Annotated in this window: 16 protein-coding genes; 10 read left to right on the top strand and 6 right to left on the bottom strand. The window is 48.3% G+C overall.

Annotated features, from left to right (window positions below):
* Window positions 1-57: 57 nt before the first annotated feature.
* From ACOJTG_RS19920 to ACOJTG_RS19910, 3 genes are all read right to left on the bottom strand, one after another.
* Window positions 58-1,596, bottom strand: coding sequence for a hypothetical protein (locus tag ACOJTG_RS19920; RefSeq protein ID WP_420155421.1), 1,539 nt, complete (start codon window positions 1,594-1,596; stop codon window positions 58-60).
* Between the two features lie 121 nt (window positions 1,597-1,717).
* Window positions 1,718-2,143, bottom strand: a complete 426-nt coding sequence (locus ACOJTG_RS19915) for a hypothetical protein (RefSeq protein WP_094809315.1) — start codon at window positions 2,141-2,143, stop codon at window positions 1,718-1,720.
* Entirely contained in the window at window positions 2,143-3,495 is a 1,353-nt protein-coding gene (locus ACOJTG_RS19910) for a hypothetical protein (protein ID WP_420155420.1), read from the bottom strand. The genes ACOJTG_RS19915 and ACOJTG_RS19910 overlap by 1 nt, the downstream gene beginning before the upstream one ends.
* Before the next feature lie 383 nt (window positions 3,496-3,878).
* Here ACOJTG_RS19910 and ACOJTG_RS19905 point away from each other — a divergent pair, with 383 nt between their 5' ends.
* A complete protein-coding gene (locus tag ACOJTG_RS19905; RefSeq protein ID WP_094809310.1) occupies window positions 3,879-4,451 on the top strand; it encodes an outer membrane beta-barrel protein in 573 nt (190 codons plus the stop codon).
* 103 nt (window positions 4,452-4,554) lie between these two features.
* Here ACOJTG_RS19905 and ACOJTG_RS19900 read toward each other — a convergent pair whose 3' ends face one another.
* Window positions 4,555-6,891, bottom strand: coding sequence for a TonB-dependent siderophore receptor (locus ACOJTG_RS19900; protein ID WP_420155419.1), 2,337 nt, complete (start codon window positions 6,889-6,891; stop codon window positions 4,555-4,557).
* Window positions 6,892-7,180: 289 nt separating this feature from the next.
* On the opposite strand from ACOJTG_RS19900, the gene ACOJTG_RS19895 reads away from it, so the two are divergent.
* From ACOJTG_RS19895 to mraY, 3 genes are all read left to right on the top strand, one after another.
* The gene (locus ACOJTG_RS19895) at window positions 7,181-7,531 is read left to right on the top strand and encodes a hypothetical protein (RefSeq protein WP_420155418.1); all 351 of its coding nucleotides are present in this window, start codon (window positions 7,181-7,183) and stop codon (window positions 7,529-7,531) included.
* A 238-nt stretch (window positions 7,532-7,769) separates the two neighbouring features.
* Window positions 7,770-8,300 carry a ferritin gene (locus tag ACOJTG_RS19890; protein ID WP_094809304.1) on the top strand — a complete coding sequence of 177 codons (531 nt, stop codon included), beginning with the start codon at window positions 7,770-7,772 and terminating at the stop codon, window positions 8,298-8,300.
* Between the two features lie 149 nt (window positions 8,301-8,449).
* The gene (mraY, locus tag ACOJTG_RS19885; RefSeq protein WP_104712979.1) at window positions 8,450-9,682 is read left to right on the top strand and encodes a phospho-N-acetylmuramoyl-pentapeptide-transferase; all 1,233 of its coding nucleotides are present in this window, start codon (window positions 8,450-8,452) and stop codon (window positions 9,680-9,682) included.
* A gap of 32 nt (window positions 9,683-9,714) precedes the next feature.
* Here mraY and ACOJTG_RS19880 read toward each other — a convergent pair whose 3' ends face one another.
* Entirely contained in the window at window positions 9,715-12,405 is a 2,691-nt protein-coding gene (locus ACOJTG_RS19880; protein ID WP_420155417.1) for a two-component regulator propeller domain-containing protein, read from the bottom strand.
* 322 nt (window positions 12,406-12,727) lie between these two features.
* Here ACOJTG_RS19880 and ACOJTG_RS19875 point away from each other — a divergent pair, with 322 nt between their 5' ends.
* From ACOJTG_RS19875 to bglX, 4 genes are all read left to right on the top strand, one after another.
* The gene (locus ACOJTG_RS19875; RefSeq protein WP_420155416.1) at window positions 12,728-15,724 is read left to right on the top strand and encodes a SusC/RagA family TonB-linked outer membrane protein; all 2,997 of its coding nucleotides are present in this window, start codon (window positions 12,728-12,730) and stop codon (window positions 15,722-15,724) included.
* A 50-nt stretch (window positions 15,725-15,774) separates the two neighbouring features.
* On the top strand, window positions 15,775-17,238 hold the full coding sequence (locus ACOJTG_RS19870; protein ID WP_420155415.1) for a RagB/SusD family nutrient uptake outer membrane protein: 1,464 nt from the start codon (window positions 15,775-15,777) through the stop codon (window positions 17,236-17,238).
* 98 nt (window positions 17,239-17,336) lie between these two features.
* Entirely contained in the window at window positions 17,337-18,941 is a 1,605-nt protein-coding gene (locus ACOJTG_RS19865) for a glucoamylase family protein (protein ID WP_420155414.1), read from the top strand.
* A gap of 528 nt (window positions 18,942-19,469) precedes the next feature.
* Window positions 19,470-21,752 (top strand): beta-glucosidase BglX, encoded by a 2,283-nt coding sequence (gene bglX / locus ACOJTG_RS19860; protein ID WP_420155413.1) that lies wholly within the window; start codon window positions 19,470-19,472, stop codon window positions 21,750-21,752.
* Window positions 21,753-22,184: 432 nt separating this feature from the next.
* Here bglX and ACOJTG_RS19855 read toward each other — a convergent pair whose 3' ends face one another.
* Complete coding sequence (locus tag ACOJTG_RS19855; RefSeq protein WP_420155412.1) at window positions 22,185-23,678, bottom strand: M28 family peptidase; 1,494 nt, start codon at window positions 23,676-23,678, stop codon at window positions 22,185-22,187.
* A 703-nt stretch (window positions 23,679-24,381) separates the two neighbouring features.
* Between ACOJTG_RS19855 and ACOJTG_RS19850 the strand changes: the two genes are divergently transcribed.
* The gene (locus ACOJTG_RS19850) at window positions 24,382-24,996 is read left to right on the top strand and encodes a (2Fe-2S)-binding protein (RefSeq protein WP_420155411.1); all 615 of its coding nucleotides are present in this window, start codon (window positions 24,382-24,384) and stop codon (window positions 24,994-24,996) included.
* Window positions 24,993-25,979, top strand: coding sequence for an FAD binding domain-containing protein (locus ACOJTG_RS19845; RefSeq protein ID WP_420155410.1), 987 nt, complete (start codon window positions 24,993-24,995; stop codon window positions 25,977-25,979). Before ACOJTG_RS19850 ends, ACOJTG_RS19845 begins: the two co-directional genes overlap by 4 nt.
* The last annotated feature ends 3 nt before the right edge of the window (window positions 25,980-25,982 follow it).

Here is a 25,982-nt window from a genome sequence, read left to right as displayed (position 1 = left end):
TTAGGCTCGATTCATGGCTCCGTAAGGTTCCAATGAATGAAAGCAATGCCTTCGGTCTTAGCTTCCGGACAGCTGCGAATATTCCTTCTGCAGGAATTGATCCGTACAGGTATTCATCAGCGTCAGGAATTTATCTTCCGGCGTAACGTAGGTTTTTCCTTTAGATTCCGCATTGAGGTATTCATCGAATTCCCCTTTGTTCATCTCGATTTCTACGTCTACGGTTTTTCCAAAGAAGTTTTTCTTGGTACGCTCGAAACCGGGAATAAACTTCCCTAAATCTTCCGTCGCCAGATTGAAGGGACGGAAGGTCCGTTTGTTGAAGACATTCCGGTCATGATCGTTCATCTCCAGCAACCAGGTACGGAAGTTCTCGTTGAAGTCGTGCAGATTCCGGTAAAACTTGGTCTGACGGAAATCTGCACCAATTTTGGGAGCCTCTTTACTGGTCCAGGGAGCACTGTTGCTACCCAGAATCCCATCGCGTTCCACCCGGGTTTTCAGGTACTGACTCAGGATTCCGAACTGACTCAGCGGTCGAGCAATGACCTGCCGCGTCCGATCTACAAAGTCCGCGAAATTCAGCCGGTTATTGCTTGTTCCTAGGCCAAACTCCGAGTAGCGTGGATTGCGGGCAATGATTTGTCCGTCGCGTACCGTACATTCCAGCTCGCTGGCGTGTTCGCAGAAGTCTACGACCGACAAGGCTCCTACCATTTCGATGTAGTGAGCATCGTTTTGTTGCCCACCCGCTCCGGGATCGTAATCGTACGGACTCCGGTAGCTTTCGGCCAGGTAATAGAGGGCGTTGAGCTTGGGATATTCTTTATTCGAAAGGCTATTCTGGTAATAACCCAACGCCGCTTTCGTCTTGGAAATAAAGGTAGCGTTGTCGATGGCCTTGTCCTGGGCACCGGCCGAGTATACATCGAAGTACGGCTGAACCGACACGGCTCCAATCCGGGCTTCGCGAACGTCTTTGGCATCCGAGCCACCGTAGCCACGGATATTCTTGAGAATCAGCGGAAAACCAGCCGCTCCGGTTCCTCCAAAAATGGAACTGACGATGAATACTTTATCTTCTTTTTTGAAGGAACTAACGAAGGCTTTGAACTCTTCGGATTCCCGAAACTGATTCAGTACGACCGAACCGATATTCGGATTTCCCACAAAGCCAATATCCATTTTGGTATCCAGCTGTTCTTTGGAAAACAATAGATCCGCCAGGGCATGATTGGATTCATCCAGCGAGTCGTGGCCGATGTAATTGCCGTATTTTTCGTCGCTTACGCCCTTGAGTTCATACTGAAAGGAATCCGCAATGGAGGCACTGGGCAACTGACGTTTCAGGGTTTGAATGTCAGTACCAAACAGTCCCGACGAGGGCGGATTTTGGAGCGAAGCCCGTACGTTCTGGTATTGATTCAGAATTTCCTTGGTTCGCTTCAGGTCTTTATTTTCCGCGTGGGGATCCATCAGAATAGGGATCACCTGCGTGGTATTACGGAGCTTAACGCCCGAAGCCAGTAGATACGTCAGCGACTTTACCACCCGGGCTCCGGTACCTCCAATCGCAAACAAAAAGAGTCGAGACATGGGAATTTTCAGTTTTCAGTTTTGAGTTTTCAGCGGCCGCCGCTGCGGTTTAGAGTTTTCAATGATTCTACAGTGACAAGAGTTGACCCCTGAAAACAGAAAACCGACAACAGTAAACTGATCAAAATGGAATTTTCCGGTTGTTCGTACTTACGTTTTTTACAACCAGCGATAGTACAAAAAAGAGAATAGCCGCCAGGATCAGCATTTCGAAGCCAAAGCCGAAAAAGATACTGCCGCCCTGGTCAAAAAACCGGCCTTGCTCGGGGTGTCCTTTCCGGCGGGGAATTTCCTGAGCCGCCTTTTGCGAGCAGGTCACAATGGCGACGATCATGGTCAGTACGGCACTGCTACCCAGTACGGCCAGCCAGGTAGAGGCTTTGGCGTAACGTACTTTGTTCATCCCGAAGTAATAAATCGCTACTCCTACCAGTACAAAGACCAGCATGGTGAGCGTCAGGGAGGTCAGCAGCGTTTCGTCGTATAAATCATTGAGCAGGGAGTTCTCAACAAAGAGGGCGTAAAAGTCGTACAGTAGATTTTCCATTAATTATTCAAAGTAAGGCTGATTGTAAAATAGGTGTCGGCGTTTTGGGGATTGTACGCTTTTTCAATACCCCGGGTAAAGTTGAGCAAGCCAAACGTAGTTTCCGAAAAGGCATCGGCTTTGGGGTTACTGTCGTCCTGCGTATGGGTTTGCGTAATCCAGCGGGGTGGGAATTTACGTTTGAGTCGAATGTTAATTTCTCGTTTTCCCCCACTCTGCGGCTCCGGCGTAGTTAATAAAAACTTGTGGGTATAGCCCTCCGGCCCTTTCTCCGCTACAATTTTTTGAATTTTAAAGCCCTCGTCCGATTCAATATCGTAGGATTTGGGATCGGTCTTGTAGGAGTCCGGCAGATAAAAACCGCCCAGATCGACGCCCAAGGCAATGGTCAAGCCCCGCGTTTTACGGTCGGCTTTGATATTTTCGAGTGTATGTACGATGTTGGAACGTTCCTTCCGTTCCTGACGACTTTGCTCAAACTGCCCAGCCTGTTCGGCGTCTTTTAATAACACCGTATAAAAAGGAAGGTTATCCGTAGCACTGGTAAAATAATGAAAGGAGTCGAAACCCGGCAAGTCAGAGAAACGAGAAAGCGACTCGAATTTCGGATCTGCCAGCAGAGCTTTCATCGTGGCGTTCGTAGCCATCAGGGCAATGTAATACGGCCGTGAACCGCTATAGGGCTTACCTCCACCGTTATGCGGATAGTACGTACCCTTGAACTGACCATTGAGTTTCAGCAGTAAAAGCGACTTCCCTTTGGCCTGCGGAGCAAAAGTCGTTTGCATGAGTGTTTCTACATCCGCCAGAATTTTCGTTGCCGACTGGGCGGTCGTCGATTCCGTTGAGTAGATAAGGTCCGAAAACAGTACGCCTACGTCCCCCTCTTTCAGGTCCGAAAGAATCGTTTTAAAAATAAGACTGAAATCGGTGTGTTTGGAATCGCCTTTTCCCTTGGCAAGCGTGAAAATATTGGGCTGTTCGACCAACTGCTGAAAGCTAACCCCCATCGGATACACGTTATCATTCACAACGAACAATTCCGTTGAACCCGACTTCTGGGTTTCAAATTCCGTCAGCAGTTTTTGGAGTGCTTCGTCAAATTCTCCCGTACTCCCCGCTGCATCGTAGGGAAACATGCTGCCACTGGCTTCCAAATAAAGCTTGGCTTTGAGGTTTTTAGGAGCGGCCTTAGCGGTTTCAGCTACCGGAGCAGATTCGGTGGCCGGTTCAGCCGCTTCTTCGGAAACTTGGTTTCCACGTTTCCCGCTACCGCCGCCGCATTGCGTCAATACCAGTAAGGACGTCGTTAATACTGATAGATAAAAGGTTCGAGACCAGGAAATGGACATAGATTACAAATGCTTGGAGAGTTTCTAGGAAAACTCCCGTACCAGAGAACGACGCGAACTTGTTCCGAATTTTACGAAACTCCAACTGATTTATGGCCTAAGGGCAGATTTTTCTTACCAATGTATATAAATCGCCGTTAGCGTGTTCTGAAAAGCTCGCTGGCTTATCACTATCCCCACTACCCCTCTCTTACGCTTTGACTGCATCAGTCACTTTTGCATCTACTTCACTCGGCTAAGTATTTATCTCTTTAACGAGTATAAATAACCATTCGACGACAATTAGTAACTATTCAACTAACAAATAATATTTAAGCTTATATACTCATTTTACTTTACATCACTATCCAACGAATCATCTATACTTTTTACAAATCCTATCCATGAAAAAAGTACTTTTCAGTCTATGCTTCCTAACCTTCAGCATGGCCGGAGCCTTTGCTCAACAAAATACCGTGCTGGTGTACGGGACGCTAGGTTTAGAATCTCAGAAATTAAGTGGGTCGAGTGCGAAATCGAATACGTTCAACTTTAGTCCTGCCGTGGGTTACCAATGGGATGATCACTGGACGGGTGGTCTGGTCTTAGGCACGAGTTCTACGAAATCAACCACTGCCAGTGGAGCGGATCTGAAAACTTCTCAATTTACCGTAGGTCCGTTTGTCCGTTATGCCTGGGCTTTGTCGGACATCTTCGCTGTGTATGGTCAATTCAATGCTACCTACCTCTCCGGAAAGCAGGATGCGGATACTCGCTACAACGGCTTTCAGGGCGTATTCTTTCCGGCGATCGGCGTGAACATGAAAAATGGATTTGCCCTGAACTTTGGTTTTGGGAACCTGAGCTACAGTACGGCCAAGGTTAAAAACTCGTCCAGCAACCTGAATGATTTTAAACTAACCTTTGGAGATGGCGTAAACTTTGGCATCTCCAAAAACTTTGGTTTGAAAAAGTAGTCCCGATTCAAGTATTTTCCTTCAGCCTTTATAAACAGCGAGAGATTCCTGTAGCTCAGGAATCTCTCGCTGTTTTTCTATCTGGAATTATGGTAACTCCTTTTTATAACTTGTAGGAAAGGCTAACGAGTAACTGTCTGGGGTTTTGTGGATCATAGTTAAGTCCCCAGTATCGTTTGTCCGTCAGGTTATTGCACTTGATTCCTAATCGCCATTTGGGCTGATCGTAATACACCGTCGCATCAAACTTCGTATACGCGGGTATTGTCATTCCTCCACCGACATTATTGGGATAAATTGTACTAACGTGATTTCCACCAATCCCTATCCCCCAGCCTTTCACAGCTCCCTGGGTGAGTTTGTAACTAGCCCAGAAATTAGCAATATCGGCAGGTAAGCCATTACTCAAGCCCTCCTGACTGGCATTGGCCCGGGTGTATTTGTATTCATTATGACCATAACCCACAATCAGGTTTAAGCCGGGTAAGGGATTAGCCACGATATCTACCTCAACCCCCTTACTTTTTTGTTGACCATCCTGAATGGAAAACCCGGGCCGCGTTGGATCCGTGCGTATGGCATTTTTCAGATCAATTTCGTAGTAACTCACCGTAGCCGTAAGTTTCTGGGCTAAAGCCTCCGTTTTTACGCCCACTTCCCACTGATTACCATACTGTGGCAAAGGCGTCAGGATCGAGTTGTCGGGTTGAGTAACGGGAGCTACGTTTTGAAAACCATTCATGTAATTGGCAAACACCGAGAGTTGCTCTTTGATGGGTTGATACACCAGACCGAACTTGGGAGAAACGGCCGTTTGGCTGTACACCCCGGCTGTCGCTGCGGGCTGGCCGTTGACGGAAGTACCCTTATTATCGAACTTTTCGACCCGTACGCTCAGCATCGCCATCAAGCGATCCGTTAGATTTAGTACATCCGAAACATACGCACTGTAGCGATACTGCTCAGCGAAGGTATTCGTAAGGTTCGCATTAGCAACCATGTTTTCCAAACGAGACAGGGAGATCGGTACAATCGGTTTGCGAATGTTGATTACATCGTAAGTGATGACGCCGTACGATTGCGTCAGGCTGGCGGTATAATACGCATCAACGCCGACGACCATCCGGTTTTTGAAACGGCCGATGTGAAAGTCACCCGTAACATTTTGCTGAAACTGCATGGAACGGGTGTAGCTATTCCGACCCGCCGAAATACTCCGGGCAATGGTACTATCGCTCGTCCAGGTAGCCGGATACATATAGTTAACGTTGTCGTACTGAATGTTTCCGTAGGCGTACTGCGTGGCGGAAGTCCACTGATCCGAAAGTTTATACTCTGCCTTGGCGAAGACGTTGTGCGTACCCATTTTCAGGAGTGGATCGTTGCTGTTGATGGCTTGGTCGTATCCCAGCGGCGTATCCTTAATATTTTTGAATCCTGCTTTGCCAAAGGCATACGCCGGAAGCGTGGTACGGTTCGTCCGGAAAAACTCGGCGTCAATCTGGAGAGAAAGGCGATCATTGACTTTAAAAGACAAACTGGGAGCAACCGTATAATTCCGATTAAAGCCGTAGGTCTGAAAGCTTTTTTCATTGTGCGAAGCTAAATTCAGGCGGAACAGAGCCGTTTTCTCTGTATTGAGCGGCGTATTGATATCCGCAGTCAGTCGATTTAAGCTCCAACTGCCACCCGTATAGGAAATCGCACCGCCAAAATCAGCGTATGGCTTTTTCGTAACCAGATTGGAAAACCCACCAAAGGAAATTAGACTGGAACCGAAAAGCGTACCGGAGGGGCCTTTCAGTACTTCTACCCGCTCTACATTGATGGGATCAATTCCCGCACTTTGCTGCGAAGCCATGCCATTCCGCATCTGACTGGTTACCCAGAATCCGCGTAGGATCAGGTAAGTTACACCGTTATTCACGCCCCCAAATCCAACCCCGGCACCGGGCACGTTTTGTAACAGGTTTTTATAGTCTACCGTGATTTGCTCGGTAGCGAGTTCTTTGGACAAAACGTTGTATACCTGCGGGTTTTCCAGGTTCTTGATGGGTAACCGGGCTACGTATTCACTTTCCTTGTTGCCAAACTTGTTCGTGCCTTTCACCAGTACCTCTTCGAGTTGTTCCGCCGTCTCTATTAGTGTAAAATCGGCCTGCGTCGTTTCGTTTTCACGAACTTCCAGTTCACGCTCCTGGCTTTTCAAGCCGACAAAACTCACGCGTAAGGTATAGGTACCAGCTTTTACTTTTTCGATGGCATACTGACCGGCCTCGCTGGAAGTAGCCCCAGACGAACGACCCTTGAGCGAAATCGTTACCTGACTAGTAGGCTTACCATCGGAACTCGTGATGATACCCTGGATACGACCCGTTTGTGCCCAGAGATTCGTGCTTGTACACAGCAGAATCAGAAAGAGTAGATAGTTTTTTTTCATGGAGAAGAAGAGAATAGAATGAGGGGGTGAAACTGAAGCGAGGATCGCTCCTCATAAAAAAAGCCCTCGCAAGACGAAGGCTTTTTTCTAATAACAACGAGCAAAAAAACGATGGAGTGCTTAAGATGAAGCTGTCCCCTAACCATTAGTCCATCTTAGACATTGCAAAGGAAGTACTTTATTTAGATTTATTCCAAATAATTTTCAAATAATTTTTATTGATTCTAAATAATTTGTTTCTATCACCCTTCTGTCTTTATCTTTGGGAAGATTTTCACGTACCCGTTCCATGAGCCTTAACGTTTCCCTTCACGAGTTGTACCGTACTTCGAAAGGAGTTACCTATCAGTGCGATCTAACGAACCGCATTGTTCTCAATTTTGCTGATCAGGTGATGGCATTTCGCATGACAGATTTCGTTCTGTTTCGTCGGAAAGCAGAACGGGTGAATCTTCACGAGATGATTTTTAATCTTGACGATGAATACGATTTTGAAGTACTGGAAGCACCCAAGTCTAATCAGAAACTAGTACTGACGCTTTGTGATCTGGTCCAATTACGTGACTTGCTGGCCGGTACGCAGTTTACGCTGAATCTTAACTCGATGTTACACGAGGTTTTGTATACGTACTCTTACTAACGAACGATATTCTTTCCCTAACTGAGGGCTCCGCTGGTATGCACACCACGGAGCCCTTATTTATTTTGCTACTGAGATTATTTCTAAATTACTCTTTTTCAAGGCGTTAGTATTGCATTCTACGCGAGAGCCTATACTTTTGTGGTGTAGAAAGTATTGCCCACCAACGATCTAAATTCCCGGGCGATAGCAACGAGCACATTTTTTTGAACTATCGCATTAAAAAAATAAGATTAACATGAAAGATTTGCAACGCCTCCGCACCTCACTAAAAGAGGAAGTTGAATTAGCCTTGAATGCTCAGATTAAAATGGAAGCGGAAGCTTCTTCTAAATATTTAGCCATGGCTTCCTGGTGCGAAGTGAATGGTTTCCTGTATTCTGCCAAATACTTCTACAAACAATCGGAAGAAGAACGCGAGCACATGCTCAAAATCTTCCATTACCTGGCGGATCAGGGTGTAATGGCTTACTCACCTGAAGTAGGAGCTGTTCCTCACGAATATCCTTCCTTCCGCAGTGTATTCGAAACAGCTCTGCAAAGTGAAATCAACGTAACGCATTCCATCAACCGTCTGGTAAGTCTTTGCCGTCGCGTAGAGGATTACGCTACCGAAAATTTCCTGCAATGGTTTGTGAAAGAACAAGTTGAAGAAGAAATCAACGCCCGTCGGGCCCTTGAACTCTTCGACGTTATTGGCGAAGAAGGCATCGGTCGTTTTACTATCGACCGTAATGTATATAAAATTACGAAGTTGGAAGTCGAATAATTATTCATTTCCCCTTCTTTGTAAAGCCCGCAATTGCGGGCTTTTTTTGTGCCCCTTTTACGAAAGCCAGGGTATTTTCATTTCAGATGTCGGCTTTTCCCGGCTTTTGCAGAACTTAGTACCCGCATTGTCAATTTTTGTAGCCTAGTATGCTCTACTATCTTTTCGATTATCTGGATAAAACCTTCAATTTTCCCGGAGCCGGGGTTTTTCAGTTTCTTACGTTTCGGACGGCGGCGGCTACAGTGACGTCCTTGATTATCGGTATTGTTTTTGGTAAACGCATCATCTGGTACCTGCAACGCCTGCAAATTGGCGAAACCATTCGCGATCTGGGCCTGGAAGGACAGATGCAGAAAAAAGGCACCCCTACGATGGGTGGTTTTATTATCCTACTGGCCATTGTCATTCCGGTACTGCTATTCGCCAAGCTGGATAATATTTACGTAGTCCTTCTGCTGATTTCGGCGGTATGGACCTGTTTGATCGGTTTCGTGGATGATTATATTAAAGTATTTCGGAAAAATAAGGAAGGCTTACCCGGTCGCTTCAAGATTGTCGGACAAATTGGGTTGGGCCTGCTCATTGGGCTGACGATGCACTATTCGCCGGACATCAAAATCCGGGTGTACGAAGAAGCCCGCATCAATACGCCAACGGGTTTTGCAGAACTACGGAAATTTACGGACACCAAAGATTTTCTAACGAACGTCCCTTTTTTCAAAAATAACGAGATTGATTATTCGGAGATTCTTCCGGATTCCATTCTGCCTGACGAGTATACCTGGATTCTGTACACGGTTATTGTCATCTTCATTATTACGGCGGTGTCCAATGGAGCCAACATTACGGATGGGATTGATGGACTAGCCGCGGGTTCGTCCATCATCATCGGCCTCACGCTGGGTATTCTGGCCTATCTATCGGGGAATAAAGTCTTTTCGCAGTATCTCAACATTTACTACATTCCTTTATCCGGCGAGCTGGTGGTATTCTGCGGGGCCTTTGTCGGGGCCTGCGTCGGCTTTCTCTGGTACAATACCTATCCCGCTCAGGTTTTCATGGGCGATACGGGTAGTTTGATGCTGGGTAGTGTCATCGCCACGCTGGCCATTGTGTTACGTAAAGAATTGCTCATTCCGATTCTGTGCGGGGTTTTCCTCATCGAATCCATTTCTGTTATTCTCCAAGTGAGTTATTTCAAGTACCAGAAAAAACGACGAGGACTCGAATACGCCCAGTTACACCGACTTTTCAAGATGTCTCCGCTGCATCACCACTACCAGAAATCCAATATACCGGAACCGAAGATTGTGATGCGTTTCTTCATCATCGGTATCCTGCTGGCGGTATTTACCCTGGTTACGCTGAAACTACGTTAATAAAAAGACCCGGCTCCAAAGGCCGGGTCTTTTCATAGTTTAATCAGAAATTCATTGAGGTTCTGCTCCGTTTGCAAGTTGAGTTTCGTGCGTAAGCGGTACCGTTTCAACTCCACACTGCGAACCGTAATGTTCAGTAACTGAGCAATTTCTTTACTGGATAAATTCATTCGCAGATACGCAGCCAACTTCAAATCACCGGGCGTTAGATTGGGAAACGATTCGAGCAGCTTTTTGAAAAAGTAATCATGCACGTCGTTGAAATTCGATTCGAATATATCCCAGCTATGTTCGTCAGCCAGGTTGCGATTAATGAGTTGAACCAATGATCGGTACTGCGTAGCAGCGGTTTCCGGGCCAATTTCTTTCCGTAACTTCTCCAGCTCTCCCTTAATCGTTTCCAGTAATTCGTTCTTTTGCAGCAGGTTCATAGCTGAATTTGCCAGTTCTTCCGACTTGCGTTCGACGTCTTTCCGCAATTGTTCGTTCCGTAATTCTGCCAATACCTGAGCGTTTCGCAGTTGCTCTTCTTCCAGTTGTAGCTGCATCTTTCGTTGAATCCGGCTCTGGTGCATCCGAATGCGACGCCGATAAAACTGATACGCCAGCCAGACACCCACTACGAATAACACCAGGTATAGAAACTGACTCCAGCGATTCCAGAACCAGGGTGGCCGTATTTCAAAGGACAGAGTCGTTTCTTCGCTGGAAACAGATGAACGTAAATGCAATACATACGTACCTGGGTCTAGTGGCCCAGTCGTTAGGGTGTGGCTTTTCGATAACGTCGTCCAGCCCGGCATTTTTCCTTCCAGCCAGTACTCGTACGTTACATCGGCTTCGTACTGCGTAGACGTAAAATCAATGGTGAGATTGTTTTGCCAGTATCGAAATTGCAAGTCAGGTTGAGGCTGACCGGGATAAAGTGTTTGATCGAAGTTTTCAGTACTGATCTGACGAATCAACGGGTGGGCCTGCGTCTCCGTCATTCCCTGTCGCAAGTAAGAAACCGGTACTATTGAAAATCCATCGTCTCCGCAGACCAGCAACATCTGGTCATCAAGCCGTACAACATTTTCGTAACCTTCCACCCATTGCACATGTTTGATATTCAACGGTCTGAGCGATTGGTTTCCCCGCCAGTACGCCAGCGTTCCGTTGGTTCGTAATACCAGATAATCCTGGGAGTTGATGGGAAAAATGTTTCTTACGCCCTGTTTACCAAGGGCTGGAATGGCTTTCAAGGTTGTTCCTTCCAGAAAATATGATTGCTGATCGGTACATATCAGCGGTTTTTCCTGGACCCGAATCAGGTTAGCTCCCTGCAGACCATTGAGTGGTGTGGTATGCTGAATCGTCCGCAAATCGTCCGCGAGGCGAATCTGGGTGATTCCCCGGTATTTTCGTCGTAGTAAAAGCGTACCGGCATCTTGCTCGATGATTTGATCCGTCAGTGAAAAATCGCCCGCCAGCGAGTGACTCAACTGCCAGCGATCGTTGACCTGCTGATACAGGGCCAGATCCGTATAAGTGCCCTGAATGAGTATATCCGGATGCTTTTGGAGTTTGTGAAGTACGAGTCCGCCGGTCAGCTTCGAAATTTGCCGAAAGCCCGAACCTTCCAGTACGAAAGTGCCTTCATTATGTCCGCAAAACAGGGTTCCGTCAATCACTTCCAGATCCCAAACCTGACCCTGACTACCGGGTACCAATTGTAAACTGGTTTTTCCTCCCGTTTCGTTGACCTGAAAAACGCCATGGTTCGTTCCTACGTACAGTTTCCCCTGATAGAGCGTAGCATCGTACACACTTCCGAGTACGCCGTCTTTGTCCCGAAAATGGCGAACGGGCGAACTTAGCAAAACCGCATCGATTCCATTATCCGTGCCTACCCACACGTTTTTGTCCGCATCGGCGTGCAGGGCCAGTACAGTATTATTCTGCAAGCCCGATTTTTGATTGAGGTGGTAGCGAATCCGGCCCCACTCATCGGTAATGATCATCCCATTTTGTACCGAGCCATACGCATACGTTCGCTCATCCACTCGAATGGCTTTGTTAAGCTGGTTGTCCGCTAGAAAACGACTCGCCGGGGTATTTAAAACGGTGAAGCCTTTGCCATCAAAAGTGAAAAGCATCCGATCCGTACCAATCTGTAATTGGTTGGGGCCGGATCGAAATACGCAGCGTACGCGTTCATGAGCGAGACGGTCACTACCCGGTAAGTACACAAACTGTTCATCCACCCACTCGTAGATGCCCTTATCCATAATCTGCACGAAAAGCCGATTATCGACCTGGTAGGCAAAAAATACGTTTCCCGGCGTGGGTAAAGTCGTTATCTGATTATGCTGATAACGGAACAAATAAGCAAAGGAATGGAAATAGACCGCATCACCTAAAGTAATAATATTCCAGATTTCTTCTTGTTTAAAGCGAGGGTCCTTGTTTAATGAATTTAGCGAATGGTACGTAAGAACGCCCTTACTATTCGCCTGCCAATAGCCAAATTCCTGTAAAGCTCCCGTATAGATGCGATCACCCGCCGTAGCAACGGAGCGAATGATCTGACGGTGCGGCAAAATGAAGTTTTTCCAGGTTTGTCCATCGTATTCCAGCAGCCCTTTTGAATTCCCAACGTAGATGAATCGGGTGTTCTTGCTCTGGCTGATACTCCAGTTTTGTCGCTGGGCTTGATAGTCCTGTATAGTAAATGATCTCACCTCGGGCAGGCATAGCTTTTGTAGCTGATCGGTATACGTTTGAGCTTTCGTAAAACTACTGACAAGCACTAAAACTAGTACCAATACGAGCCCTCTACGTGTATCGCTTCTTGTCCTTCTTCCAATCCTATTCTGGGTACTCACTTGCTTCACCGTTAAAACCAATCCCACAATTTTTTCAACAATTAATACAAATATGTAGGAATGATGTAGTACACACAAGCCTTATACCCTAAATGATGTGGTAATGATGTAGTGCTTTTTTTGTCTACACCTACTTAGATATTTTAATTTTGTCCACCAAATAATACAATTTCTTATCATGAAGAAAGCTTATCTGCTGTGTCTATGGTTGTTTTCACTGATCGTCACTCAAGTGTATGCTCAGGAGGGACGCCGCGTCACTGGACGAGTAACCAGTGCGGACGATAATCAAGCGTTGCCCGGAGCAACGATTGCCATAAAGGGTACTACACGTGGTACAAACACCGATGCCGAGGGTCGATTCTCCCTTGCGGCCAACACGGGTGATGTACTTTCTGTAACGTTCGTGGGAATGAAACCCCAGGAAGTTACGGTAACTGCAGCGACTACAGAGCTTACCATTACGCTGGAATCGGATGCGTCTACGTTAAACGAAGTCGTTGCGATTGGTTACGGAACGGCCCGTAAGAAAGACTTGACGGGAGCCGTAGCTACTTTGAAAACGGCGGACATCGTTAATCAACCCGTTGTATCGGCTACACAGGCGATGCAGGGTAAATTAGCTGGGGTACAAATCACGGCTTCGGGTGAACCGGGTAGCGTACCCACGGTGCGGATTCGCGGTACGGGTACATTGCTGGCCGGTGCCGATCCTTTGTACGTAGTAGACGGCGTTATTACGGATGATATTCGAAACATCAATCCGCAGGATATTACCTCCATGGATGTTCTGAAAGATGCATCGGCTACGGCTATTTACGGGATGCGGGCTGCCAACGGCGTGATTCTGGTGACAACGAAACGCGGACAAAGCGGAGCCGTTAAAGTAACGTATGATGGTTATGTAGGTTTCCGTCAGGCTTCCCGTCGGGTGAAAATGGCCGATTCGCAGCAGTATATCGACTTCTCAAATGAAGCGTTGGTACGGGCGGGTCAGCAGCCCGTTTTCACGTCGGGCGACATCAAGGCGAATACGAATTGGTTCAATGCTATTACCCGTAACGCCTTGGTTCATAACCATAACATTTCCTTGAGTGGTGGTTCTGAGAAAAGTACGTATTTCCTGAGTGGTGGCTATATGTTCGACGACGGTATTCTGAAAGGCAACGGCTACCGCCGTCTGAGCTTGCGGGCTAGCAATGACTATCAGGTTAGTAAGTCGTTTAAAGTCGGAGCCTCATTAAACCTGGCTCAGGAAGATAACGAAAACAAACCTTACTCCGCCTTTACGAGTGCCTACAAGCAGGCTCCAATCGTGCCCGTATACAATGAAGACGGCAGCTATGGATACACTCTTCGGAACAACGTAGCCAACCCCCTGGCTCAGATCAACTATACGAACGATCATACGAAAAGTCTGCGTCTGCAAGGTGTACTGTTTGCGGAATGGAACATCACAAATGATTTGCGGTTCCGTTCGAACTTTGCCGTGGAAAATCGTTCGTTTAATAATCGCCAGTACAAGCCGATCTACGTGGTCTCTGGAAACCAGCAAAACAATACCAGCCAGCTGACGCTTCGCGATGACAATGCTTCTCGCTGGGTATGGGATAATACCTTGACCTATACTAAAACGTTTGGCGAGAAACACAGCTTTAATGCTTTGGTAGGGGTTACGGGTGAACGCTACAAAACGAGCTTTCTGGGTGGGTCCCGTTTGAATGTACCGAACAATCCGGATTACTGGACCCTGAATCTGGGTACGCAGGCCACGGCTACCAACGAAAGTAGCATGGGTCTGGAGCGACGCCTCTCCTACTACGGTCGGGTAAACTATAACTACGATGACCGGTACCTGTTGACGGCTACGGTACGTCAGGATGGATCCAGCAAATTTCCTTCGTCCAACCGTTCCAGCGTATTCCCATCCGTGGGTGCGGCTTGGCAGATTGCGAACGAGAACTTTATGAAGGGTCAGAACCTCTTTTCTGCTCTGAAACTCCGGGCGAGTTGGGGTCAGGTAGGAAACGACCGGATTGTACCGAACGCCTTCCTGTATACGCTGTCTTCGAACCTAGATTATCAAATTGATGGTCAACTGGCTCCGGGATACACGATTCAGGATATTAAGGATTTGAACCTCCGTTGGGAAGTGACAACGGAGAAGGATTTAGGTCTGGAGTTTGGTTTGTTAAACAACCGTCTGTCTGGGGAAGTCAACTACTATGACAAACTCACGAAAGACGCGTTGATCTACAAACCCATCGATGCCATCTTCGGTGATAATGATTCTCAGTACCTGACCAACGCGGCTGACATTCGTAACCGGGGTATTGAGTTCGGTTTGAACTGGAATGAGAAGAAAGGTGACTTCCGGTACAATGTAGGCGTGAACTTCACGATCAACAATAATAAAATTGAGCGAGTGAACGGTGGTCTGCCTATTCAGGCTGGTAGCTTAGGTAACGGTCAAATCACAACGCAGACGGCGGAAGGACAACCCATTGGTAGCTTCTACGTATACCAGACGAACGGTATTTTCAAATCACAGGCTGAGCTAGATGCGTATCCGCACATTTCCGGAGCGAAAGTAGGCGATCTGCGTTACGTGGACACGGATGGAAACGGAATCATCAACGGAAACGACCGCGTATATAAAGGTTCGTATCAGCCTAAGTACTTCTTTGGTCTGACGGGGGGCATCAGCTACCGCAACTTCGATTTGAGCGTTACGGCAGCGGGTAACCTGGGCAACCAGATTTACAACGGTAAGAAAGCTCAACGATTTGGTAACGAGAATATCGAAGCTTCCGTCACCAACTGGTGGTCACCCAGTAATACGACGAGCAACAATCCCCGTCCGTCGAATGACGTAGCTCTGGCTTCTGATTACTACATCGAATCAGGCTCGTACCTGCGGATTAACAACGTTTCGCTGGGTTATAACTTACCCAAAACGCTGACAGATTCCTGGAAGATGCAGGGCATTCGCGTGTACGTAACGGCTCAAAACCTAGTGACGTTCCAGAAATTCTCGGGCTTTACACCTGAGCTTCCCGGTCGTACGCTCGCGAACAGCACCGACCAAACCGCGGGTACGCTGTCTTCGGGTATCGAACTGGATGCGTATCCCACGCCTCGTACGTTCCTGATGGGAGTAACGGTTAATTTCTAATTCGACAAGATGCGGGTCAGACTGACCCCATCTCAAAACATATATTTCCAATGAAAGTCAACAAATATATCCTGAGAGCTGGCCTCTTTACGGGTCTTGCTCTAAGCGGAGTGGCCTGTAAAGATTACCTGGATGTAGCTCCTCAGGGCGAGCTTACGCCCGATTATTTATCCAGCGATCCAAAATCGGCTGAAGGTATCGTTACGGCCATTTACAACAAAATGCTCGACTGGAATATCCACTCCTTTTCCTGGATCGGTATTACCAGTATTGCTTCCGACGACGCCGATAAAGGCAGCGATCCGGGCGATTCAGGTTCAGATAAAAATGAATTGGATGGCTTTACGTTCTCGGCAACCAGTGGTTCCTTTAATGACATCTGGCAGGGCAATTATCAGGGCATCGCCCGGGCTAACCAAGCTTTGACGTATTTGCCTACGCTGACCATTGACGAAGCCTCCAAAAACCGTCTGATTGGCGAAGCTACCTTCCTGCGGGCGTATTTTTACTTCAACCTGGTTCGTACGTTCGGGGGTGTACCATTGATTACGACGGTTCCTAATCCAACGAACGAAGCCGACTTACAAGCGGGTCGTACGCGGACTACGGCGGAAGCCATTTATGCCCAAATTGAAGCGGATCTCAACACGGCCATAACCAATCTGCCCGAAAAAGGTGGTATTGCAACGGGCCGGGCCACGAAAGGGGCAGCTCAGGCTCTGCTAGCGAAAGTTTCGATGTACCAGAAGAAATGGGACAAAGTACTGGAACTTACCAATGCAGTAATCGCTGGTGGCAAATATTCGCTGGTAGACGATTACTCGACGATCTGGCGGGAAGTAGGTGAAAACAACGCCGAATCCATTTTTGAAGTACAGGCTCAGGGTACTACGCCGAACAAAGGCATCAATAACTACTCAGCTACGCAGGGCGTACGCGGTCAGTGGGGCTGGGGCTTTAATACACCTTCGGCCGATCTGGAAAAAGCGTACGAACCCGGTGACAAACGCAAAGCAGCGACTATCATGTACCCCGGCGAAGTGCTTTGGGATGGTCAGCAGGTGTTAGCTACGGCTCCCAATCCCCGTTACAACAAGAAAGCCTACGTAAGCCGCGTAGCTGAAACGTACAATGGTAACGATTCGGAAACGAACAAAAACATGCGGATTTTACGCTTTGCGGAAGTACTGCTGATGCACGCGGAAGCCTCTAACGAACTGGGTCAGTCGGGCAATGCCTTGGTTTCCCTGAACAAAGTTCGGGTACGGGCCGGACTGCCAGCGGCACAAGCAGGCTCTCAGAGTGACTTACGCCTGAAAATCTGGAATGAACGCCGCGTTGAACTAGCGATGGAGCACGACCGGATGTTTGACCTGCGTCGGCAGGGACGAGCCGCAACAGTACTGCGGGCTTTGGGTCTGCCTTACGTAAGCCCTAAACACGATCTGTTCCCCATTCCGCAGACGCAAATCGACTTAAGCGGTGGTCAGCTAAAACAAAACCCTGGCTACTAAAACAAGGCGAGAGGTAATCAGAAAGAATGGTTCTTCTGATTACCTCTTTCGCTTCAAGGTGTATTTGGTATTCTTTTCCGCCCTACTCTTTCTGCTTTATGAGAATATACTCCACGCTTCTGACGGGCGTCATGGCTTGTACATTGACGTTTGTTTCCTGTACCAAGTCCGTCCCGACTACTCATTCTAAAACTACAGATACAGAAACGCTGCCTTCCGAGAAGAGCGAATACATGGACGTTGTACAAAAAGCTACGTTCCGTTACTTCTGGGATTTCGGGCATCCCATTTCGGGCATGGCTGCCGAACGTACAGCCACGCCTAATATCGTCACGACGGGCGGTACGGGTTTTGGCCTGATGGGTATGGTCGTAGCCGCCGAACGGCAGTGGATTACCCGCGAGGCCGCCGTAGCCCGTGTACAAAAAATAGCCGATTTTCTGGAGAAAGCCGACCGCTTCCACGGAGCCTGGTCACACTGGATTGATGGCAACACGGGCCGCGTGGTTCCTTTTGGGCAAAAAGATAATGGTGGTGATCTGGTGGAAACGGCTTTTCTGGCCAATGGCTTACTCGTTGCCCGTGAATACTTCAACGGTACGAACGCCGCTGAAAAGAAACTTCGCAACCAAATTACCAAACTCTACGAAACTATCGAATGGGATTGGTACGTGCACGCTGGCAAACTTCGCTGGCACTGGTCGAAGCAATACAACTGGGACATGAATATGCCCATTGAAGGCTACAACGAATGTTTGATTACGTACGTGCTGGCTCTGGGTTCGCCCACGCACGCTATTACGCCGCAGGTCTATGAAAACACGTGGAAACAGTCGAATCACTTTACCAATGGCAACAAGTACATGGGTTATAAGCTCGACATTGGCTTCCCCTACGGCGGTCCGCTCTTCTTCAGCCATTACTCGTATCTGAGTATGGACCCGCGACGGATGCAGGATCAGCATACGAACTATTGGCAGATGAATCAGGCCCATACGCTGATTAACTGGGCGTACTGTGCCGAAAAAGCTCCCAAAGCGTACGGGTATTCCGAAGAAAACTGGGGCCTAACCGCCAGCGACGATTACAATTTCTACGACGCTCACTCGCCCACCAATGATAACGGTACGATTACGCCCACGGCGGCTTTGTCGGCTTTCCCGTATACGCCTTACGAATCCTGGCAGGCTCTGCGGTATTTATATCTGAAACACGGCAATCGTCTGTTTGGTGAATATGGTTTTTACGATGCCTATAACGCGTCGAAAAACTGGTATTCCAATCAGTATCTGGCCATTGACCAGGGGCCGATTGTCGTGATGATGGAAAATTACCGAACGGGCCTGATCTGGAAAGTGGGCGAACGCATTACTGAAATTCAGACGGGACTGAAGAAAATGGGCATTGAGAACCCCTCCTACCCGACGGGCTTTTACGCCTACCAGCCGCACCCGACTACCGGCGAATGGAGTCTGATGCGACACAGCGATACGGGTAAATACCCGCTGGAATTTGCCGTGGCCGGTACACAACCCGTTACCATTGAACTCACGGGCAGTAGTGGTACGACCCTTAAAGTAGTGGATAATAAAACGCTAACACCCGGTACACATACTCAATCCTTCGACGCTGCCGGAGGAAAATATGTAGCAACGATTACGCAGGGTTCAGTGAAGAAAACGATGAAGTTGGTGTTGCGGTAATTGTTGGTAACCTATCTGCAGTTTTTAGTCCATATGGATTCCATGCTAAAATCTGCTAATAATCAACCAGTATTATAGGATCAGTATTTCGCCCCGAATACACGGCTGTTCATTTAGTCCGTATCGCGAACGCCACTCTTTTCATCCTGCTTCAGGCCACCGCATTGCGGATGAAAAAGGCGGCTTGAGCCCGGCATGGAATGCGATAGGACGGGGTTTGGTTTATGTCGTCCATGCAGTTATCGGATCGTATTCTAACAACCAATAACTATTGTTAGAAGATGAAAACCTCTCCCGCCATTGAGCAACGGAATGACCTAGGATAGCCGCAACGCGGTGGCACAAAACAGGGTCCAGGCAGAAAGGCTCAATGGCTACTAAACAGCCAATTAGGAAGGACAAAACCCAGTCTAGGTGAATAACGAAACTCTAAAAAGCAAAGCCTTCTCGCCATGGATTGGACCCAAGCCCTACTAACGCGACCCAGCTCCGTTTGACTCTGCAAGAAATCAATAAATGATTCATTCCATGAAAAAGACATCTCTTCTGCTTCTGGCGGGTCTGTTCCAACTTCAGGTACAGGCTCAGACGCCGGAGGCAAAAATGAATACCTTCGTCACCAAGCTCATGGGCCAGATGACGATTGATGAAAAAATCGGTCAGCTCAATCTGGTGACACCGGGCGGATTTACGGCGACGGGAGCTACGGTTTCTCAAAACGTCGAAGCCAATATTAAAGCGGGGAAAGTCGGCGGCTTATTCGGCATTTATGATCCGACGCTGGTACGCAAGCCTCAGGAACTGGCCGTAAAAAATTCCCGGCTGCACATTCCTCTGCTGTTCGGACTCGACGTCATTCACGGACACAAAACCAGCTTTCCCATTCCCCTCGGCATTTCGTCTACCTGGGATCTCGAACGCATTGAGAAAAGTGCCCGCATTGCCGCGACCGAAGCTACCGCAGATGGGCTAAACTGGGTGTTCTCACCCATGGTCGATATTGCCCGTGATCCCCGCTGGGGCCGGATTTCCGAAAGTTCCGGGGAAGACCCCTACCTGGGTTCACTCATTGCCAAAGCTATGATTCGCGGCTATCAGGGTACCAGCTTTTTTAAGGAAACGAATACGGTTCTCGCCTGCGTCAAACACTTTGCCCTGTACGGAGCGGCTGAAGCGGGCCGTGATTACAATACGGTGGACATGAGCCGTATCAAAATGTTTGAGTATTACTTGCCGCCGTACAAAGCCGCTATCGACGCGGGCGTAGGCAGTGTGATGACTTCCTTCAATGAAATCGACGCAGTACCGGCAACGGCCAATAAATGGCTCGCAACCGATTTGTTACGCAACCAATGGGGCTTCAAAGGCCTGGTGGTAACCGACTACACGGCCATTAACGAAATGATTGCCCACGGTCTGGGGGATTTGAAACAGGTTTCGGCTCTGGCTTTAAAAGCTGGTACCGACATGGATATGGTGGGCGAAGGCTTTCTAACAACGCTCAAACAATCGCTGAACGAAGGCAAGATCACCCAAAAAGAAATCGATCAGGCCTGCCGCCGGATTCTGGAAGCGAAGTACAAGTTGGGTTTGTTTGACGATCCGTATCGGTACCTCGATGATTCGCGTCCGGCGAAAGAAATTCTGACGCCCGAGAACCGGGCCTTTGCTCGCGATCTGGCTGCCCGTAGTCACGTATTACTAAAAAATGCGAATCAGACCTTACCCCTGAAAAAAAGCGGCAGCATTGCTCTGATTGGCCCCCTGGCGGATGATCGCAAGAATATGCTGGGTACGTGGAATATTGCTGGCGACTGGAAAAAAGCCGTGACCGTGGCGGAAGGCATTAAGAATGTAGCGGGTAGTGATGTAAAAATCAATTACGCCAAAGGAGCCAACTTCACGACGGATACACTGCTGATTCAGCGATTGAACGCTCAAAACGGCCTTGTAGACGTAGACCCCCGTTCGCCTGAAGCGATGATCGAGGAAGCCGTAAAGGTGGCTCAGCAATCAGACGTGATTGTGGCCGTTGTAGGCGAAGCTCAGGAAATGTCGGGCGAAGCTTCGAGTCGTTCGGATATTGGTATTCCCGAAAATCAGAAAGACTTACTGAAAGCACTGAAAAAAACGGGTAAACCGCTGGTACTCGTACTGATGAGCGGTCGTCCATTGACGCTTACCTGGGAAAACGATAACGCCGATGCCATGCTCGAAGCCTGGTTTGGCGGTAGCGAATCGGGCAATGCCATCGCAGATGTTCTGTTTGGCAACTACAATCCTGCCGGAAAACTGACGGCTACCTTCCCCCGCAACGTTGGTCAGATTCCCATTTACTACAATCACAAGAATACGGGTCGTCCCTACGAAGGCGTGTTATTGGACAAATTCAAATCCCGTTACCTCGACGTACCCAATGATCCGTTATTTCCCTTCGGGTACGGTTTAAGTTATACCACGTTCAGTTACGGCGAGGTCAAACTCAGTCAGACCAGCCTGAAGGGTAATCAGACCTTACAGGCTAGTGTAACCGTAAAAAACACGGGTACGTACGCGGGCGAAGAAGTCGTTCAGCTCTACATCAGCGATCCGGTGGCGAGTGTAACGCGTTCGGTGAAAGACCTGAAAGGATTCCAGAAGATCACTCTGAAACCCGGTGAGAGTAAGGAAGTCACCTTCCGTATTACACCCGAACAGCTCAAATTTTATAATACGGATTTAAAATACGACTGGGAAGGGGGCGAGTTTGGTATTCAGATCGGTACCAATTCCAGCGAAGTAAAAACGGCGAACGTGCAGTGGACTAAATAAAACCTGCCGCCGTATAAAAAAGGTCAGCCGAAAGGCTGGCCTTTTTTCATGCTACTATTCTTTCCTCCGCAGTCGCCCTGCCCATTTCAGGCTAAAAAACTTTTTAGAAAAGCATACAACTTTATTATTCGTTTTTCCGATCACTAAATCAATTATTACCCATTTGTGGGTATTGCTTGTTGCTCTTTTCCTTTTGACATTTGTCAATGTCGCAGCTTAGACAACTAACAACTACTAGTTCGCCTTCAACCTGTTTTTGTTCTTCCGAATTTAAAACCAGTCATTTCTTTGAAATTCTTAATTGCATCCTAGGCTTTTAAATTATCGTTTCACTTACGCTCCTATCCATTATTCAAGCTTCACTACTCTAGTAATCATAAAAAAAGCCCTGATTACTAGCAGTAACCAGGGCTTTTTTGCTTTCTAAAAATCTTAGGGTTTATTGGAATCAACGACAATACGCTTATCCCGATTCACCAATTCCCAGGCCGTATAGAAGACCAGACGGGCCGTTTTTTCAGCCTTATCGAATTGGATTTTCTCCACATCATCCGTTGGACGGTGGTAATCATCGTGTACCCCGTTGAAGTAGAAAATGATGGGGATTTTCTTAGCCGCAAAGTTGTAGTGGTCCGAGCGGTAATAGAAACGGTTTACATCGTTCGGGTCGTTGAACGTATAGTCCAGATCCATCTTGATGTATTTCTTGTTCGCTTCTTCATTGATGGCGTGCAGTTCCGAAGACAGCTTATCGGAGCCAATCACGTAGATGTAATCCGGTTTGCCTTCGTGGGCTTTATCCACCCGGCCAATCATGTCGATGTTTAAATCGGCAATGGTATTTTCCAGCGGAATCAGGGGGTGGTTTACGTAGTATTCCGAACCCAGCAGCCCTTTTTCTTCACCCGTTACGGTCATGAACAAAATGCTGCGACGCGGACGATTACCCGCTTTGGCCGCTTTGGAGAAGGCCTCCGCCAATTCCATCACGCCAACCGTACCCGAACCGTCGTCATTGGCTCCGTTGTTGATCTGCCCATCGGGCGAGATACCGATGTGATCGTAGTGAGCCGTTACCACGAGTACTTCGTTTTTCTTGTCCGTACCTTCCAGAAACCCAACAACGTTCGACGTTTCGATAGGCGTCTGTTTCTCTTCAGCCTTCAGCGTCAGGGTTTTCTTGAGATCAGTGGGTTTCGTCTTCCCGGCTATCAAATCCGCGAGTTGCGTATCATCAAGACCCAGCATTTCCTTCGCCAGTCCCTGCTTTACCTGTACGGATAACAGCGTAGATTCCGGACGTTTTTCATCCTTGAACGTCAGGCGATTCATCCGGGGAGAGTACGCCCTCATCCGACCGTAAAGCTTGTCGGTTTGTTCATCAGCTCCCGGAGCAATGGTCAGCACACAACGCACCCCTTTTTCCTTTAACACGGCCATTTTCTTACGAGTGGCTTCGGCGTTACGGGGTTCAGCGGCGAGTAACAACGCGGCTTTGCCATCCAGGTTCAGCCCATTCAGGTCTTCATCCGTTCCGTAACCGACCAGTACGATATCCAGGGTCTCCTCTTTGGAGAAATTTCCTGACCCCGTTACGTAGAAATCTTTCAGTAATTCTTTCGTACCGCTGGGGGCCTTCAGGTACACATCACCCCAACCCAGTTCAACCAGCTCAACGGGTTGCAGGTAGCTCCCGCCGGGACCAATGCCCTTTAAACCCAGGCTTTTGAAGTGATTGGCAATGTATTCAGCCGCTTTGTGCTGGCCGGGTGTTCCGGTACCGCGACCTTCCAGTTCATCGGAAGCCAGGTACGAGAGGTGTTTTTTAAGATCTTCCGCCTTGATGGTCTCGGCGAATTTCGTTGGATTCTGAGCCTGAGCGAAAGCCAGCGGACTCAAAGCCAACAACGTAAGCAGTTTTTTCATGAAGTGAATAGAATGGAAATCAAACCCTTAAAGTAAGCGAAAAACGCAGGTTTTTATTGCAATAAGCGATCAAAGGTTAAAATGAAGTGCTGGCAGGGCATCTGTGATTCGTTTTACTTGGTTTTCCCTATGATTGAAGAGGCTACCCTTCGAAAAAGCCCGAAAATTTCTGAATGGCAGAGTTTTTTAATCTATATGAATAAACATAGGTGTATCATTTCCATACGACTGATAAGAATAGTTTTATACGAAGACCCATTTCGTCCCTGAGAGAAGGCTGGTCATTTAGTCCATATCGCGAACACCGCTGACTTCCTTTTGCTCAGCCTACCGCATTGCTGAGGGAGCTACCATCGAATGGTAGACGGCTTTTCGCGATAGGACGAGATCCGATTTTATGCCGTCTTTGATGGTTTTCACTTCTATTTTAACTACTACCGACTATTAACCAACCGACATCAACTATTACTGGAAGAAGAAAACCCCGTCCGCCCATAAGCCATTCCATGGGGGTAACGGAACGACCTACGATAGCCGCAATGCGGTGGCCTAGAGCGGGCGGTCACCGCCATGGAATGGTCAGGCGTGGAGAGGTCCAGCCTGGAAGACTCAATGACTACTAGTCGGCCGTGCCTACGGAACCAAACTCGGTCTGGGCAAATAAGACACCTCTAACAAAGAACATAATACCCTCTTAGACTTTATGAAAACGAGCAAAAAGACTATTAAAAACGAAGCCCGCCGCGATTTTTTGAAGCAATCGTCGGTCTTGTCGGCTCTGGTGCTGTCCTCGGAAAAGGCGATCAAGGACCCAAAATGGGATGAAAAAATTGCGGCTCCTTTTGAAAAAGTACCACTGAAACTGGAAATCAATGGGGTCAAGCATACGCTGAACGTGGAACCGCGTACCACCCTACTCGACCTCTTACGCGAACAGCTGCACCTGACGGGCACCAAAAAAGGTTGCGATTACGGCCAATGCGGAGCCTGCACCGTACATTCCGACGGCCAGCGAATTAATTCCTGCCTGACCCTAGCAATTACCGAAGAAGGAAAGAAAATCACCACCATCGAAGGACTAGCTAAAGGCGATACCCTGCATCCCATGCAGGAGGCTTTCGTCAAACACGACGGCTTTCAGTGCGGCTACTGCACGCCCGGTCAGATCATGTCGGCGGTGGCGTGTATCCGCGAAGGACACGCCAATTCCGAGGAAGAAATCCGGGAGTATATGAGTGGGAATATCTGCCGCTGTGGAGCCTATCCGAATATTGTTGACGCTATTATGGAGGTAAAGAAAGGAGGACAAACGGTATGAAAGCCTTCCAATACGTCCGGGCTAATACAGCCAAGTCAGCTCTCGAAGCATTAGTCAAAGACCCTTCCGCTCAGTTCATAGCCGGCGGCACCAATCTGGTTGATTTGATGAAACGAGGCGTAACGGCTCCGGATAAACTCATCGACATCAGTCGTTTACCGCTGAATAAAATTGAAAAAGAAGCCACAGGTGTTCGCATTGGAGCCATGGCCCTCAACAGCCAGGTAGCCGATGATAAACTGATTCTGGAAAAATGGCCCCTACTGGCTCAGGCCCTCAACGCGGGAGCATCGGCTCAGTTACGGAACAAGGCTACAGTAGGCGGCAATATGCTCCAGCGTACGCGTTGTGGCTATTTCTACGATACTGAAATGCCCTGCAATAAACGGCAGCCGGGTACGGGTTGCGGAGCCAAAGAAGGTTATAATCGCATGCACGCCATCTTCGGCACAAGCGACCACTGCATCGCCGTCCACCCCAGTGATATGTGCGTGGCGTTGGTAGCCCTCGACGCCACGGTAGTCGTACAAGGTCCCAAAGGCGAACGAACCATTCCTTTCACCGAGTTTCATCGCCTGCCCGGCGATCGTCCCGAAAAAGACAATACGCTGGAAAAAGATGAATTAATTGTAGCCGTAACCCTGCCGGATTCGCCCTATACGCAACACGCTCATTACCTGAAAGTACGTGATCGGGCCTCGTATGCCTTTGCATTGGTCTCCGTAGCAGCGGCGTTGGAGCTGGAAGGCAAAACCATTAAGTCGGCCCGATTGGCGATGGGTGGCGTGGCTCACAAACCTTGGCGTTTGCAGGAAGTAGAAAAAGCTTTGGTTGGTAAAACCGTATCCGAAGCTACGTTTCAACAGGCTGCTCAGCAGGCGATGACGGGTGCCAGGGCGTACGAATACAATTCCTTTAAACTCAAGCTCGCTCCTAATACAATTGTAGAAGCTTTGAAAATGGCCGCTGGCCTAACCGCATAAGCC

It is taken from the genome of Siphonobacter sp., from assembly GCF_048595215.1.
In the GTDB taxonomy this organism is placed as follows: Bacteria; Bacteroidota; Bacteroidia; order Cytophagales; family Spirosomataceae; genus Siphonobacter.
The sequence above is the reverse complement of the archived record's forward strand: the minus strand, read 5'-3'. Positions and strand labels throughout refer to the sequence as shown.